Here is a 16184-nt window from a genome sequence, read left to right as displayed (position 1 = left end):
CCCCACTAAATTAAAAAATTAAATATTAATAACATCTTCATATATATCTGCCATTTCTAGAATCAAGCCAACGGAACCTAAATGTAATTTATCATCACGATTAATCAAAGTTTGTATAGTCCAATTTCCTTTTTCATCTTGACGATAAACCTCTACCTTAACTTCATCCTGCGAAATTAAAACATATTCTTTCAAACTTGCTAAACTGCGGTAATTAACAAGTTTCTCCCGTCTATCTATAGTTTCTGTACTTGGTGATAGCACCTCGATAATTAAACAAGGATAATTCAAAAAATAACGATCTTGATCTTCAGTATCGCAACTGACTACCACATCAGGATAATAAAATATAGTTTTATTGTCATTGGCTAAATTTATTCTCACTTTCATATCAGACATGAAAACATTACAGGAACTACCCCGTAACCGAGAACGTAACCGCGAGTAAACATTGCCAGAGATTATATTATGTTCCTTACTACCTCCAGCCATAGCAAAGACTTCACCAGCAAAATATTCATGACGAACATCGCTAGATTGTTCTAATTCCAAATATTCTGTAATAGTGAACAGGTAAAGAGGAGATTGCATAATTTTTCCTTTTTTGATAATTTGAAAATTATCGTCAAATCTTTTACCAATTTGTTCATGAATCAATTCCCGTGTTGATCAAAAATATCTGGAGTTAAACATATAAATACAAATGTAGCGCCAGGTATTTTTTGCTGAATATTGGGTATAAACCAGAAAAATATAGTCTTTCCAACTTACCCCATATACAGTTATTACCTGGACGCTGCTTATTAGACGTTCTTTTTCTGGGTATCACGCCAAACTTCGGTCATCCTTCCCCAGTTAGTGCTAAATTCATCCAAACCCATAATAGTTCCCGGTCTTTCCTCATCCCAAGAAGCGGAAAGAACACCATAGGTAATTCCCAACACACCTAAACCAAACAATCCCATATTCACCAATAAAACGGCGATAGGGGGAAGTTGAATATCAGCCAAGGTAACTAGCAGATAGCTAACTACCAAACTAGTAATACCTAAAAATGTGGGGACACCACAAAACCCAGCCACTCGGCGAATCATGCGTTGACTGACCACTTCAGGAATTGCCATTTCTTGTTTAGAATAACGGCGTTTCTGTTGCGATTTTTCTTGAGGTTCTTTGGTTTTGATAACGGGTTGACTAATAGCCTTAGCGGGTTTTGGACGCTTTTTGTTTGGCTCAAAAGGTAAGGCACTACGTTCCGATTCTTCAGCAGCCATAAGAATTAGTTCCTAACCGCGAATACCAAGACGAGTAATTAAAGCTTTATATTTTTCTTGACTACCTGCTTGGATATAAGCTAGAAGACGCTTTCTTTGGCCAATCATCTTCAATAGTCCTCTACGGGAGGAATGGTCTTTCTTATTAGCTTGCAAATGTTGACTGAGGCGGTTAATGCGGTCAGTTAGCATTGCAATTTGGACATCAGCCGAACCAGTGTCGGTTTCATGAACTTGATATCCAGAAATGAGTTCTTGTTTGCGCTGTTGCGTCAGAGCCATGATCGATTAAATTCTTATTTTTCTTAAGTTTGTGTAGCAGTCTCCCATAATATCACACCCATCAATTCCTGTGGCAAATTCCTGAGCAGGGGGCAGGGGGCAGGGGGCAGGGGGCAGGGAGAATATTTATTGCCTATTGCCTATTGCCTATTGCCTATTGCCTATTGCCTATTGCCTATTGCCTATTGCCTATTGCCTATTGCCTATTGCCTTCTTCCTGACAACTAACAACTGACAACTGACCAATTACTCAGGCGATTTGAGAGCTTGATCTAGAATTTGTCTAGCTTGTTCTGCTTTTCCTCTGGCTTCCTGGTAACGCAGGTTGGCTTGAGCAAAATTTTTCAAGACCTTAAAACCTTCTTTAAGATGGGTTATTTCTTCCTCAGTGACGGATTTATCGGAAAATAGGACATCAATGGCTTGACGAATTTCTAAGGCTTCAGTGCGTGATTCTTGGACTTTTAATTTTAATGAAGCTAAATTACTCAGGATTTGTACTGCTTGGGTAATTTCATCTTCACGGCTAGAAGTATCTGTGGTTGGTTCTTTCACCTCTATTAATTGTTGCGGACCAAATCCTTCTTCTAGTTCTGTGGGTAGTTCACCCGCGTCCATGAGTTCCATTAGCTGATCCATTGCTTTGTCACGAGCTTTAGCGGAATCTTTACCAGGAACTGTCAGGATAATTTCTGGGCTTTGAGCGAGGCTGTATTGAACCATAGCTGTATATATAAGTCCTATCTAGCTAATTTGTGAAAAGTATGATTGTAATTAAGAACTGCAATGAAAAGAAATTTAGCTTCAATTATACTGAATAAAGGTAAACCAAAATATAACAAAAGGGAAGATTTATGACTCCCAATCCCGCTATTATGCGTTCTGTGGAACAACTAGGCTACCGAGTCACGGTTGGTGATGTAGCCACCCAGATAGGATTAAATATAGCTGAAGTCAATCAAAGTTTATTAGCTCTAGCGGCTGATGCTGGGGGACATTTACAGGTTGCAGAATCAGGTGATGTTGTTTATCAATTTCCTCGCAATTTTCGGGATATTTTACGCAATAAATATTTGCAAATACGGTTGCGGGAGTGGTGGAAAAAAGTTTGGTCTGTGCTATTTTACCTAATTCGGATTTCTTTTGGCATTCTTTTAGTTGCTTCTATCTTGCTGATTACTGTAACTATTATCATTATTATGACTGCTAGTTCAAATCGGGATGATGATAATCGCAGTAGTTCTAGAGGTAATAATTTCTTCTTTTTCCCGGATTTATTCTGGTATTTTAGCCCAAATTATCGTGATACCCGGCAAGAAAGACTGAGGGAACGGGGCGAAGGTAGTGAAATGAATTTTTTTGAGGCTGTGTTTTCATTCTTGTTTGGTGATGGTGATCCTAATGCCAGTTTGGAAGAACGCCGTTGGGAAGAAATTGGGGCTGTGATTAGTAATAATCAAGGTGCTGTGGTTGCAGAACAAATTGCTCCTTATTTGGATGATGTTGGCGAAAAATATCAACAAGAATATGAGGATTATATGTTGCCTGTGCTGGTAAGATTTAATGGAATGCCCCAGGTAAGTTCTGACGGGCAAATAGTCTATTATTTCCCAGAGTTACAAGTAAGAGCTAGTAAAAAGCAACGGCGTTCAATATCTGAATATCTCCATGAATTTTCCTGGAATTTCAGTGCGGCTAGTTCTGGACAAATTCTCCTCAGTGCTGGTTTAGGAGGAGTGAATTTTGTTGGAGCTTTAATTTTGGGCAATTTATTAAGAAATGGCACAATTGCGGCTCAAATTGGCGGATTGGTGGCTTTTGTGCAGGGTATTTATGGATTGTTATTGGCTTATGGTACAGGGTTTCTCGCTATTCCCTTAATTCGGTATTTCTGGATTAAGCGACGCAATGATGAGATTTCTACTCGCAATCTTCAACGCCAAGAACGGGCTAGATTATTAGCGGGTGCGGATACTTCTTTACAGAAAAAGATCGCTTTTGCTCGTGAATTTGCTACAGAAAAAGTGATTGGTAAGGAAGATGCTGTTTATTCCACAGATACAGATTTACTCGAACAGGAATTTCAGAATAAGCAAATAGGTGATTAGTCAGTTGTCAGTTGTCAGTTGTCATTGGGAAAATTCTTTCTCCCCCCTACTCCCCCTACTCCCCCTACTCCCCCTACTCCCCCTACTCCCCCTACTCCCCCTACTTTGCTTGAATAGGTGTCAGGGCTACTCCTTTGTAGTAGTATCCTAAAATTTGCAGGTGGTTTGCACCACGTTTTGCTAGTTCGTAAGCTCCCCACTGACTCATTCCTACACCGTGTCCAAAACCTAGTCCTTGGAGAACAAAACCGCCATTTGCGTCTTTATTAACAGTAAAACGGGTACTTTTAATTCTGAGTGCAGTTCTCACTTCTTCACCTTGGAGAATTTTAGTCCCTTTATCACCAATAATTTTTAGGGATTTGACACTTTTGAAAGGTGAGAGAGTTTCGATAATCATGTCTTTGACATTGCCGACACCGGAAATTCTGGTGCTAATTTCTCCGGGGGTAAAGGTTTTTACCCAGTTACATTCTTTGATATTTTGATCAAAGTCGGGAACAGCCCGCAGGTAAGGTTCTTTGCTAGTCCAAACATCTTCGACGTTTTCCGTGTGTCCACCGGAACAAGCATGAAAGACGGAAAGAATGATTTGGTTGTTGTAGGTGAGGACTTTGCCGGCGGTGGTGTCTGCTGCGCTGTAGGTTTTGGGGGATTCACTACTGACACCTTTGTAAATTTGCCAACGGTCTGGACTATCTCCTAAGTCGTAAACGGGATTTCCCCGTTGTCTTTCGCGTTCATAGAGGGCATAGGTACGGGCGGCTATGGCTTGAGCTTTCAGGGCTTCCTGTGGCCAGCTAGTGTCCATTTCTCCACCAATGACGCTGTAGAGATATTCTTCTAAATCTACCCAGTTCACAGCGGTTAAACCATTGGCTGTGGGGACTACTAGGGTTCTACCACGAAACCAGCGATCGCCAATATAAACATATCCCTTCTTGGTGGGTTCTATCCAAAATAACCCGGATTGCCATCTATCTAAAGCTACTCCCCCAGGAACTGCTTGAGCCGCAAAGGCACTCATTCCCGGTAGTTCTCCAAGAGTCTTACCACTACTATCTTTCACAATAGCGGTTGTGGAAGCACCGACTTTTACCTGTTTGACTTCTCTTTCAATTGCCACACGCAGAATTACAGATGCTTGTGCAGGAGCAAGTAATACAAACCAGATCAGGATACCTATCCACCAATGTCTACCTTTCATCTCAGAAAACAAATTGCCTAATAAAAGTTGGAATTTCATGCTAATTGTTTGATCACAAGCGTCTACTATTCTAGTTCAGCAATTCTCTAAACAGACAGATTGAGAACTGGAAACTGGGTAATTTTCTTTCTTCTTTCTTCTTCTAAACTCCTGAATCCTCTTTTCATGGTGTCAATATTTGGGGAGAATCATAGACTTCATTACCAATAATGCCAATTAAATTTAACTTGCTTAAAATTTCTGTAGCTTCCATCAATTTATGGGGTGTAACTTTACCAATCCTTCCTACCATAACAATCCCATTACATAAAGAAGCCACAATTCTGCCATCAACTGTATCTAAAACAGAGGGTGCATCTATTAAGACTAAATCATAGTTTAGTTCAAATAAATTCATTAATTCTTGCATTCGCCCGGAACTTAACAGATTTACCACATCCTCTGGTATGGGACCAGCAGTTAAAACATCAATAGCTGGGTGGATAGGCTGAATGTAAGTATTAAATGATGTATTGATATCATCAACCAGTAATAAGGATAAACCCCAATCATTGGTCAGCCCTAGAATTTTATGTAAACTGGGAGAACGCAAATTAGCATCAATTATTAATACTCTTTGGTGCATTTGAGCCGCACTAGCTCCTAACCCTAAAGCCAAAGTTGTTTTTCCTTCTCCTGGTAGTGCAGAAGTTAACATCAATGATTTTAAAGGTAGAGAATTATTTAACATCTGAATATTCTGGTAAATAATATCCAATGTTTTATGAGTTGGCAAATTTTTGATAATTCCTGGATGAGAAATATCTACACTTTTAGATTTATCTCTAACTATAGATTGGAGTTGGTTTTTCCAACTATTTTGACGTTTTCCTAATCTTGGTACTGACCCCAATAACTGAATATTAGTCAAATCTTGTAAATCATGAGGATAGAAAATTGCATTATTAAATTTTTCCCAAATTAAGGCTGCTGCTAAACCCAATATTGGACCCATTAATATTCCTCCAAAAATCAGTAACCAGCGTAAATTACCTATATGTATTCCTAAAGCGGGTTCTTCTAAAATTTGCCAATTAAAACCTTCTTGAGCGATTTTAACACCTAATGAATTTTGCACTTGCGTCAATTGTTGCAGTGTTTTGCGATAACTTTCTATGTTGGCAACTAACCTCTTGTATTCTGTAATTAAACTTGGGTATGTATTCAGCAAAGAACGAATTTCTTGTTCAGATGCTGCTAAATCACGATCATGAGCAATTAGTCCTAATGCGTTCATTTTTAATTGAGTTAAATCATTTTCTACCTTTGGGATGATTTGTTTTGATAATTTTGATTTACTATTGATAGTAATAGTTTTATTTTGTCCTTGTTGTTGTAATAATGTACTGATAATTTGCTGTTTCTGCTTCAGTTGTTGGATGATAGGATGTTTTTCTGTATAAAGAAAACGAGCTTGCGTTAAGGCTTGTTCTGTTTGCTTAAATTCACTAATTAAGGCTTGATTTTGGCTAGATTCCGGGGAATAATTTATATTTATGTTATTTCGATTGGAAGACTCAATTGCTTGTTCTAGGCTGTTATGTCTAGTTTGAACATCTTGCAGTTGAGCGCGAGTTGTTTGCCGCTGTTTTTGAATATTTGCTAAAGACTGTAATAAAATTTGACTTTGTAAAACTGGATCAATTAAATTATTTTGTTGACGAAATTTTTCTAGTTTTTTCTCAGCTTTTAATACATCTTTTTGTAGTTGTGGTATGTGGGTATTAACAAAAGCTAATGCTTGATTAATCCGCTGATTTTTTTGATCGGTATTATAGTCCTGATATACTTTCTCTAAAGCTTGTAATACTCTTTTTGTTCTGAGAGGATCTTTATCTGTAAAAGAGAGTAAAAATACTTGGGTGAAATTTTGATTAACTCCTGTATCTACTGGTAACTGAGTTAGTCCTAAGGATGAAACTTCATCAATTTTGCTGTTATTATAAATATCTTCTATGGTCATTTGTGGGTAATCAGCATGAAGTAAATTTACAGTTTTCTGTAGTAATTTACTACTCAGCATTAATTTAACTTGACTACTGTAGTCAATGGATGATAGCTGCGGTTTACGTAAGTCTTCTGTTATCTTTTCGATTTTGCTATTTGGTAAAGATTTATCTGAATTATAACTTACCAATATTTGCATATAGCTTTGATAAGTTGGTTTAGTAGTGATAGCTATCAGACTTGTTACTGACATGACTGCACAGGAAATCCCTAATATTAACCACCGATGATAAAGTGCAATTGGAACTATTTTTTTGATATCAATTACCTTATGTGTAGAGCTAGTAAGTAATTTTTTCAATGTTATCGCATTTGTAGCCACAATCATATTCCTCTCATATTGCAACAATATATCTGGAAGAAGATGATAATTAGAAAACTTTTAGAGATATTTGATACCCAATGTTTTCTGTATAATAATCAATACTTATTCTTCCTATGATTACAGATATACTTAACAGAACGTATTCAGCAAGTAGTTCTTGGCTAATACCTTCAAACAGGTATATGTCTAATCAGTGTGAGGAACATAAATTTTCTGCAAATATTGTGGGAATATTTATCTTGCAGAGGCTAATTTATCAGCAATGCGGGTAGTTTCTGGTAAGCTATATTTTGGTGTACAGTGTAATACATATTCAATTGCTGTTGGTAAGCTAATCCGATGACCACTAGTAGTCTGTCAACCCGAAAATGACGGGTGAAGGCAAGCAGGGGGGGCAGGGGAGGGAAGAACAGAAGTTTTTTCCGCTCATTACCCGTCAAAATAAATTTGACGAACTACTAGAGACATAAACAGGTTTTACAGGAGTTCGCGGTAAGCGTAAAGCTCAGTGACTTGGTTCCCTGAGATATAATCGACTCCTGCGGTTTTAACCGCATAGAGTTTCTTTTTAGCAAAGGTGGGTTAAAAAGATCAGAGAATTTATCTTTTGCGTTCTCTAGTGTTATACTGTTCACAACAGGAACGGTAATCAACCTGTATAAAAACCTAGCTGCCTAACTGCAATCTGTACCTTGACTCTTGTTGATATACTCAAAACGGCTTGATTGTTTGATTCTAAACGCAGGGGTAAAGCAAGAGCTTCATAGGTGTCAACTTAATCTCAAATCCCTACCACATCTCGTTCCTAGTCTCTGACTAGGAATGCAGTTAATGAGGCTCTGCCTCTAATATCATTGAAGGCAGAGCCTTCTAGAATTCATTCCCAGTCAGAGACTGGGAATGAGACGACTTGAGTTCTTTGCGGGATAGATGTTTTACGTTAAGTTGACACCAATAAGCTTTTGCTTTACCCCTACAAATCAAGGTTTTTTGTAATTTTACAAAAGTCCATGTTTCAACTGTTTTGAGTATAAAAAAAAGCAAGTCGTTAAAACTTGCTTTTTCTATGACTGGGGCGCTAGGATTCGAACCTAGGGATGGCGGGACCAAAACCCACTGCCTTACCACTTGGCTACGCCCCAACGAATTCACTATAGAGAATATAGCAGTTCTCTTCAGATAATGTCAAGTGTTTTGGGAAAAAGATTTTGCTGACTTAGGAAATAGATCCCAAATAGATACCCGACTTCTTGAAGAGGTCGGGTATCTGCCGGGGTGTGGCTAAAATACGCGATGCTGTAGGGATGGCATTTGGCGACGAACTTGTTCTAGTCGGGTGGGTTTGATTTCGGCGATCGCCACTCCTGGTTTTTCCCCAGCGTCTGCTAAAATGACACCCCAAGGGTCAATAATCATGGCGTGTCCATGAGTTTGGCGACGGTCATAATTAGTACCAGTTTGGGCGGGAGCAATAACGTAACAGGTATTTTCTATCGCTCTAGATTGGAGTAATACTTGCCAATGGTCTTTACCAGTAAAAGCCGTAAAGGCTGCGGGAACAAATAGAATATCTGCGCCTTGATTGGATAGATGTCGGTACAGTTCGGGAAAGCGAACATCATAGCAAATAGAAAGGCCAATTTTCCCTAACTCCGGGGAAGCATAAACGGGAGGTAATTCCAGTCCAGCCATGACAGTGCTGGATTCTTGATAGGTATTACCATCAGGGACATTGACATCAAATAAATGGACTTTTTGGTAACGGGCGAGTTCTTGACCGTTGGCATTTATCAGTAATGCTGTATTATAAACTTTACCACTACTATCTACAGGGATAGGGAAGCCGCCGCCGAGAATGGTAACTTGAAAGCGTTGTGCCATTTTTTGGAGAAATGTTTCCGTTGCTTGAGCGAATCGCATTTCCTTGAGCTAGTTTATCCTTTTCTTCCCCCATAAAAGAGAAATTTTCTGGTAAACCCACCAACTCTGCACCTTGACGCACAGCCAAATCAATTAATTCTTCTGCTTGTGCCAAATTTTTTTGTAAATCAGGCACACTGGTCATTTGAATAGCGGCGGCTAAATAAGACTTCATAGATTCAAGAACAAACGGTAGATTGAGACAATTATAGATATCTAAATATATCCTCATATCATTCCATTTTAAACAAAAAATAGGGGCGGGGTTTCCCCGGACAATTTCTCCCCCCAGAAATTAAAAGTCTCTCAAAAATCGTTTCTTCAAAGTCAAGGGGACATTTTTCGCCATTTCTAAACCTTCCACATTTTGCCAATTAGTTTTTTCATCCCAACGAATAGCGCCAAAGGTATTATCGCTAAATATAGCACCCATAAAATTTGCACCATCAAAGTTTGCACCGCGTAAGTCTGCACCACTCAGATTAGCGCGACTCAAATCCACATCTTTAAGGTTTGCACCGCATAAGTTAGCACGACTCAAATTTGCACCACTCAAGTAAGTTTCTGCTAAATTTGCACCAGAAAAATCTACATCTCTTAAATCTGAACCAATGAAATAGGCACGGTTAAGGTTAGCATAGCTAAAGTTTGCCCCATAAAGACTGGCGCGGCTGAGGTCTGCTTCTGTTAAATCCGCGTAACTAAGATTTATTTGTAACAAACTGGCACTACGAAGATGAGCGCCACCCAAAAATTGACCAACTAAACTGCGGAAATTTTCACCCTGTAAACAACTACTGTAATAAATAATATTTTGTAATTGATAGGTGAAATTATTCTCTTCCGGTTGACCAGAGGGATAAAAAATTATATGCTCTTTGAGTAACTCATCTTCTTGAGCATAACGCTGTATAGCTAAAAGTAAAATCATCACATTTAACCCAGCATAAACATCTACTTGACGCTGACCTAATTGATAAACACCAGCATTTTGCAATTCTCGCAGCTTAGTCTGGGGTAAGGTTTCTTCAGCCGTATCAATAAATTTACCTTGACACCAACTAACATAAAAATCATCCAACCGTCTATATAGTTGTACCCAACGAAAATTGGGAATAGCAATCATTAAACCCATTAAATATTCAACTATTTCTTGGGTAAGAATGCCAAAACCCAGCAAATCATAAATTTGCCAATTCATCTCTGCTTCATTAGTAATTAATTCTTTCGCAGATTCCGTATTATAATACTGTGTCCAGGCAGTTAGGCTTAATTTCAACCTGTCAGCAAAGAGAAATTCACGAAAACTTTGATGGCTAAACTTTACCTGATTGTCTGACTCATGATGAGGATAACCATAAAAATCTGCTAAAGGTGTTCTGATAATTTCATCATTGATAGATTTGGCATCATCTCCTAGCCGAGATTTTAGCATTGATATTGGAGAAAATTCTTCACCTGACTGGGTGACAGCAACAGCAGCTTCTGTGAGAATATCTTTTAAATTTAGTAATTGATCATGGAAAGTATCACCTGATTTAGCAATCAGCCAATTTATGGCTGCTTGATAAATTAAAGCTGTAGCAGTTCGAGTATTATCCGCTGCTAAATTATCAATTACCAGTTGATCATCTCGATACATTCCCGCCAAAAAGTATAGTAACAATGGTTCACAAATTAATTTTTGAATAATTGCAGGACATTTTTGATTCACTAGAAACTGCTGTAAATCTGTATTTTTGCCGTGATTATTTGGTAGAGATTGCCATTTTCCTAACCATTGTTGTTGTTGTTGTTGATCTAAGGGAAGAATTTCTACTCTTTCTAAATTTGTGGGTAAATTAGAGATAATTGATAAAGGAATCACATTGCTGGTAATTAATACCTTATGTCCCATGCTTTCATCATTGTTACATTGTTGCTGAAATTCGCTAACTTGCCGAATAAATTTTTCCAGATTTTGATTATTTCTAGACGCAGTTGGTAATTCGTCCCAACCATCAAAGATAAAAACAAAACGATGATTTTTATTTCTTAACCAATTATGATCACCACGAATCAAGCTAATATCTAAATTTGCAGTTAATGTTTCTGCTAACTGAGATGATAAAACTTTGATATCTTTGACATTAATTAAAATTGGTGTCCAGTAAGGATGTAAATGTTGTCTGATCCAATTTGCGAATATTTTGCAGAAAACACTTTTACCTCTGCCTCTTTTTCCTTGGATAAATATAAATTTTTCTAAGTTGTTTTCAGTCAAGATATTTTTCTTTACCCATGCTTCTAAATCACAAGATTCAGCATTAATATTTATTTGCCCATATTGATTTACGGATTGAGCTTTAAGAGGAATATAAATATTCTTCAATGAGCAAGTTTGATCAAATACTTGATCTAATGCTTGAGTATCAATGTGATGTTGCAGATATTCCTGAATGTTTTGAATATTCTGGTATTCTGCTGTCCATGTATCTCGACAATTTGGGATGATATCATCATCTAAATCTATCAAAAACTTGATAATATGTGAGTTGGTATTGACCGCAATTCGTTTTGCTAAAAGTCTGGCTGGATATTTACCCAAATAGTCAGATATCAACCTTGTGGATAATAATTGATTAAATGCTACTGCTAATTCAGATTCATAAAAACATTCAATGGTCTGGATAGCAGTTTGTTCATCTAATTCAATATTATTGATAGTTGCTAATATTTCTCCTAATTCTTCATTTTTATCGGGGTGATCATAGTTTAAAGAAGGGTATAAAGATAAAATATCCCGGATGCTTTCTAAATAGGCAACTTGACTAATAATAGCTAGGTAATCTGCTAAAGTAGGCGTTTCTTGAGAAAGATCACGATAAGATTTGAGAACAGCTACTCCCAGGGATAAAAATGATAATTCTCCAGTTATTATTGGGGTTAATGGTGAACACAATACATCTAATAAAGAAGATGAATTTTGCAGTAACAGTTGCAAAATTTCTAAATTAGCACCTTGTGATTGAATGGCTGTTGCTACTTCTAAAACTACTTCACCTGTTGCGGTGGTTGTATTAATACTCCCTGCTCTCACGGAGAAAGCTTGACGAAATTGATACCAAATATTTGATAGAGATTTTTTCATACTACTCAAACTAGTTAAAAATATAATTTATAGGTTAACAGTAATCACTTGTAAATATAGCTATATATAAAATTTTTGCAAGAAAAATTTACACCACAAACCTATATTCACCGTATAATTACGGTATTAGACGGTGGGATTACGGTTAATCCAAACGCCTCTGATTCCTGCCGATTTAGCCCCATAATAATCATCTGTTATGCTGTCACCAATGTGCCATGCTTCTTCTGGTGAACATTTATGCTTGTTTAAAGCAATTTTAAATATTTCTGGATCTGGTTTAGCGGCACGAACTTGAGTGGAAATGGTGATAGAGGAAAAGTATTCTCTGAGTCTTAAACCTTGCAATACTAAATATAAACGAGAATCAAAATTAGATAATACTCCTAATTCAACTCCTAAGCGTCGCCAGTTCATTAACGCCAAAGTTACATCAGGATAAACATACCAAGGTTCAGGAGTCCCAAAGTGGATATAAAGTTCAGTAAAAAAAGCGGTAAAATCGGTAAATTCTTGGAGAACACCGGCACCTTCAAAGGTATTTAAGGCAATTATCCGCCACCAATCGTATTCACGCTGGGGAATATCTCTGATATCTGCATCAAGAAATATCGGTGGTGGTGAGGCTTTGAAGCTTTTGACAAAGTTTTGATCTAAAATTTGGGCGGAAACTTCTACACCAAATTCTTGGGCGATTTGTCGGTAAATTTCCCCAACACTACCTTTAATCCCAAACAATGTACCAACGGCATCTACAAAGATAACTTTAGGCTTTTTCATAAGAATTAATACTTTAGTCCGCAGCAGTCGCTAAATACATAGCCATAATATCTGAATTCGTCTAGTAGTTCGTCAAATTTATTTTGACGGGTAATGATGATCGGAAAAAACTTCTGTTCTTCCCTCCCCTACCCCCCCCTGCCTCTCTTCTCCCCCTGCTTGCCTTCACCCGTCATTTTCGGGTTGACAGACTACTAGTTTACCATTTTAGATCCCCGACTTCTTTGAGAAGTCGGGGATCTTTAATTTAATTACTTCGAAATGGCTTCTATTATGGGGCTAACTAACCAATTAAACCCGACTTTCAATTGATGATTTAACGTGGGTAAACGATATAGATAAGCCAGCCGACGGGCTAAGTAGGCAACAGAACCATCTAATTGCACACCTAACCCGGTGAGGGTGGCGTTATCTATTCCTAAAGCCATCATTTCTCCTAATGGTTGATAGCGGAAGGGGAGGAGGGGACGATTGGTGATGGTAGCCCAGATATTCCAAGCGGTATAATCGGCTTGTTGAAAGGCGACTTGGGCGGTGGCGGGGACTTGTTTTCCTTCTGCGTCGAGACAGTCGGCTAAGTCTCCTAAAGCAAAGATTTCGGGATGTTCTATGGCTTGTAGTTGGGCTGTGGTGGTGATTTGTCCGCGCTGATTGTGCTTGAGGGGTAAGGCTGTGACAACTGGAGAAACTTTTGTTCCCACTGTCCAAATGACTAAATCTACGGGTATGGTGTCTACTTGATTTTTATACTCTAGGGAGATGCTATCTTGATTAATTGCTGCTACTTTGGTTTCTAGGTCAATAAATACGCCTTTACTATCTAAGGCTTTTTTGGCGGCTTCACGGTTAAATTCTGGGGAAGTGCGTAAAATTTGGTCGCTGAGTTCAATGAGGCGGAAACGTCCTTTTTCACCGATTCTATCTGCTAGTTTACAAGCTAGTTCTACGCCGCTGTAACCTGCACCAACTATGGCAACACGGATTTTTTCTGGCTTTGCTGCTTCGAGAGTTCGCAAACGTTCTTCCAATTTGTAGGCATCAATAATAGTACGGAAAGGGTAAGCATGAGTGGCAGCACCGGGAACTAAGTCTAGGGGGGTTCGCCACCTAATGCTAAGACTAAGCGGTCATAATTTAGTTCTGATTTATCTTGTAATTGAACTGTTTGCTTGCTAATGTCTATTGTGGAAACAGCGGCTTGGTGGAACTGGATTCCTGTTCCTTGCAGTAGTTCTGAGTATGGTGGGGCGATTTCCCAGGTTTGGAGTTCTCTGGTGAGGAGTTCGTAAAGCAGGGGAGAAAAGACAAAGCGATCGCTCTGATCTACTAAAATAATCTCAGGTTTGGGTGTAGATTCCCAGGGTAATTGGCTTAAACGAAGCGCGGTGTAGAGTCCACCAAAGCCACCGCCTAGTATACAAATTTTTGTAGTTGCTTGAGTCATAATTTTTTTAGGCGTTAAATCCTAGTCAGGTATTTATTTTAGTGTAATGTTTTATTACGGTTTCTTGCCGTTAACCGACAATCCTGATATCTATCTTTATGCAAATCAAGACAAATGGTAATTTTATTTATACTGAAAACGATTCATAGTTTAACCAAATATGAAACCCTTCTGGTAAACCTCTCCAGTATTAAATGTTATTCCTTTTCTCTCTTCTCTTAGGAGAGGGTTAGAGGGTGTTTGAAAAGTTATGGTTGATGTATCAAATATTTTTTACCCCTCCCTAACCCTCCCCTTTACAAGGGGAAAGGGGGTAGCAATGTGATGAAAATTACGGAATACCACTTTTAAAACATCCTCTTAGGGAGAGGTGCGGGGAGAGGCTTTGAACTTGTTCTTTGTATGATAAAAAAGTCCAGATTCTAGCCGTTTTGAGTATAAGAATCAAGATTTGAACGCAGATAAACGCAAATAAACGCAGATGAATTAATAGATTGAATAATTCTGTGTTAAATGTTTTCCATGACAAACTACATAGTCGCTAATACAAATTCTCCTTCGTTAACAGAGTTATTTATTGATGTATCATAAACCAAGCCTGTTTTCTCAGCATAAACATGAATAGTTATGGGTAATTCACCAATTTTATTGAATGTCAGAACTTGATATAGCAAATCTCCCTGATTTACTGAAGTACCTAATGCAGCTTTAGATAAAATCATTCCGCCTACGGGACTCCAATATTTTTTGAGTTGACTAAGTGAACGAAAATTGGTTTGATGAGATATAGTTTTTAGTTGGTTTAAATCCTGTATTTCTAAAATACTTTTTTGAGTTAAATAATTTTTAATTCCGCACACTCCTTTAGATACTGAATCTGGATTCATTTGCATTCCCGTTCCTAATTCTAATGTCCATGCTTCTTTATCAAATATCATTTTTTGTCCGGTTAATTTTAATAAAGCATTCTCTAAAGCTAACCAGGGTTTTATGAATGATTCATCAAAAGCATCACCATCATATTCATCAAATAAAATGGCATAATTGAGAAGAAATAAATTAGCACTGTCTTCTCGATTTCGGAAATAATAAAGGTATTCTATTCCTTCTCCAGTGTGACTATGTAAATCAATGACGTAATCTGCATCGAAAGAAAGAGATTGCAGCTTGTAGCGATATTTATCAGTTAGTTGTACACTACTAGGGGCATTGATTTTATCTAAAAGACTATCGAAACTAGATTTAATTTTTTGGGAAAAGTTATATTTAATTGTACCTATATCTAAACCAATTTGAGAACGAGCAAATTCTTCTATGTCATCATGTTGTTTTTCATAATCCCAAAAAATTCTATTCCAATTTTGACTATCATAAATATTGAATCTACCCGTAGAAAAATTATGAGTTCGCTGGTTAACAGCTAAGGGATTACAAACAGGTACAAGCCAAATTTCTCCTATTAACTGAGTATTATTTAATGTCGTTAAGAAATCAATGATTTGGTAAATGACAGCATTACCAACAATTTCCGCACCGTGTAAGTTAGATTGGATATATACTTTTTTACCAGATTTAGCACCAATAAATTTATACACCTGAAGAGAAAGAAACTCACCAGAAGCAAGTTGAAAAAGGGAAATAGTGGAAATAATGGGAATCATCAGTAAA

Annotated in this window: 10 protein-coding genes, 1 tRNA gene and 3 pseudogenes; 1 reads left to right on the top strand and 13 read right to left on the bottom strand. The window is 37.7% G+C overall.

The features are described 5' to 3' along the window. Nucleotides 1-18: 18 nt before the first annotated feature. The 4 genes from NG743_RS08290 to NG743_RS08275 all read right to left on the bottom strand — a co-directional run bounded on the left by NG743_RS08290 (nt 19) and on the right by NG743_RS08275 (nt 2279). Complete coding sequence (locus tag NG743_RS08290; RefSeq protein WP_027404048.1) at nt 19-591, bottom strand: Uma2 family endonuclease; 573 nt, start codon at nt 589-591, stop codon at nt 19-21. A 212-nt stretch (nt 592-803) separates the two neighbouring features. Beyond that, a complete protein-coding gene (locus NG743_RS08285) occupies nt 804-1274 on the bottom strand; it encodes a PAM68 family protein (RefSeq protein WP_027404049.1) in 471 nt (156 codons plus the stop codon). Between the two features lie 12 nt (nt 1275-1286). Next, the gene (rpsO, locus tag NG743_RS08280) at nt 1287-1556 is read right to left on the bottom strand and encodes a 30S ribosomal protein S15 (protein WP_027404050.1); all 270 of its coding nucleotides are present in this window, start codon (nt 1554-1556) and stop codon (nt 1287-1289) included. A gap of 246 nt (nt 1557-1802) precedes the next feature. Continuing rightward, complete coding sequence (locus NG743_RS08275) at nt 1803-2279, bottom strand: hypothetical protein (RefSeq protein ID WP_027404051.1); 477 nt, start codon at nt 2277-2279, stop codon at nt 1803-1805. A gap of 131 nt (nt 2280-2410) precedes the next feature. Here NG743_RS08275 and NG743_RS08270 point away from each other — a divergent pair, with 131 nt between their 5' ends. Further along, on the top strand, nt 2411-3664 hold the full coding sequence (locus NG743_RS08270; RefSeq protein ID WP_257121839.1) for a hypothetical protein: 1254 nt from the start codon (nt 2411-2413) through the stop codon (nt 3662-3664). A 100-nt stretch (nt 3665-3764) separates the two neighbouring features. On the opposite strand, the gene NG743_RS08265 is transcribed toward NG743_RS08270, so the two are convergent. From NG743_RS08265 to NG743_RS08225, 9 genes and pseudogenes are all read right to left on the bottom strand, one after another. After that, nucleotides 3765-4910 carry a SpoIID/LytB domain-containing protein gene (locus NG743_RS08265; RefSeq protein ID WP_027404053.1) on the bottom strand — a complete coding sequence of 382 codons (1146 nt, stop codon included), beginning with the start codon at nt 4908-4910 and terminating at the stop codon, nt 3765-3767. Nucleotides 4911-5034: 124 nt separating this feature from the next. After that, a complete protein-coding gene (locus NG743_RS08260; protein WP_035083197.1) occupies nt 5035-7245 on the bottom strand; it encodes a GumC family protein in 2211 nt (736 codons plus the stop codon). A 231-nt stretch (nt 7246-7476) separates the two neighbouring features. Then, nucleotides 7477-7593 (bottom strand): annotated as a pseudogene (locus tag NG743_RS08255) (endonuclease V); the annotation flags it as partial. A gap of 719 nt (nt 7594-8312) precedes the next feature. Beyond that, nucleotides 8313-8384 (bottom strand) — tRNA-Gln (locus tag NG743_RS08250). Between the two features lie 139 nt (nt 8385-8523). Then, nucleotides 8524-9337: pseudogene (locus tag NG743_RS08245) on the bottom strand (carbon-nitrogen hydrolase family protein). Nucleotides 9338-9457: 120 nt separating this feature from the next. Further along, nucleotides 9458-12292 carry a pentapeptide repeat-containing protein gene (locus NG743_RS08240; RefSeq protein ID WP_257121838.1) on the bottom strand — a complete coding sequence of 945 codons (2835 nt, stop codon included), beginning with the start codon at nt 12290-12292 and terminating at the stop codon, nt 9458-9460. A 126-nt stretch (nt 12293-12418) separates the two neighbouring features. Beyond that, nucleotides 12419-13072 carry an HAD-IA family hydrolase gene (locus tag NG743_RS08235; RefSeq protein ID WP_027404057.1) on the bottom strand — a complete coding sequence of 218 codons (654 nt, stop codon included), beginning with the start codon at nt 13070-13072 and terminating at the stop codon, nt 12419-12421. Between the two features lie 251 nt (nt 13073-13323). Continuing rightward, a pseudogene (locus NG743_RS08230) lies at nt 13324-14516 on the bottom strand (NAD(P)/FAD-dependent oxidoreductase). Between the two features lie 530 nt (nt 14517-15046). Further along, nucleotides 15047-16177, bottom strand: a complete 1131-nt coding sequence (locus NG743_RS08225) for a M14 family metallopeptidase (RefSeq protein WP_193963035.1) — start codon at nt 16175-16177, stop codon at nt 15047-15049. Between the last annotated feature and the right edge of the window lie 7 nt (nt 16178-16184).

This window comes from Dolichospermum heterosporum TAC447 (genome assembly GCF_024584745.1).
Classification (GTDB): domain Bacteria; phylum Cyanobacteriota; class Cyanobacteriia; order Cyanobacteriales; family Nostocaceae; genus Dolichospermum; species Dolichospermum heterosporum.
Note: the sequence above shows the minus strand (reverse complement) of the source record. Positions and strands in the feature narration are given on the sequence as shown.

What these genes read in the sequence shown, in the direction of transcription:
- NG743_RS08290 (WP_027404048.1), bottom strand. Translation starts at nt 591, where the DNA reads ATGCAATCTCCTCTTTACCTGTTCACTATTACAGAATATTTGGAATTA.
- NG743_RS08285 (WP_027404049.1), bottom strand. Translation starts at nt 1,274, where the DNA reads ATGGCTGCTGAAGAATCGGAACGTAGTGCCTTACCTTTTGAGCCAAAC.
- rpsO (WP_027404050.1), bottom strand. Translation starts at nt 1,556, where the DNA reads ATGGCTCTGACGCAACAGCGCAAACAAGAACTCATTTCTGGATATCAA.
- NG743_RS08275 (WP_027404051.1), bottom strand. Translation starts at nt 2,279, where the DNA reads ATGGTTCAATACAGCCTCGCTCAAAGCCCAGAAATTATCCTGACAGTT.
- NG743_RS08270 (WP_257121839.1), top strand. Translation starts at nt 2,411, where the DNA reads ATGACTCCCAATCCCGCTATTATGCGTTCTGTGGAACAACTAGGCTAC.
- NG743_RS08265 (WP_027404053.1), bottom strand. Translation starts at nt 4,910, where the DNA reads ATGAAATTCCAACTTTTATTAGGCAATTTGTTTTCTGAGATGAAAGGT.
- NG743_RS08260 (WP_035083197.1), bottom strand. Translation starts at nt 7,245, where the DNA reads ATGATTGTGGCTACAAATGCGATAACATTGAAAAAATTACTTACTAGC.
- NG743_RS08240 (WP_257121838.1), bottom strand. Translation starts at nt 12,292, where the DNA reads ATGAAAAAATCTCTATCAAATATTTGGTATCAATTTCGTCAAGCTTTC.
- NG743_RS08235 (WP_027404057.1), bottom strand. Translation starts at nt 13,072, where the DNA reads ATGAAAAAGCCTAAAGTTATCTTTGTAGATGCCGTTGGTACATTGTTT.
- NG743_RS08225 (WP_193963035.1), bottom strand. Translation starts at nt 16,177, where the DNA reads ATGATTCCCATTATTTCCACTATTTCCCTTTTTCAACTTGCTTCTGGT.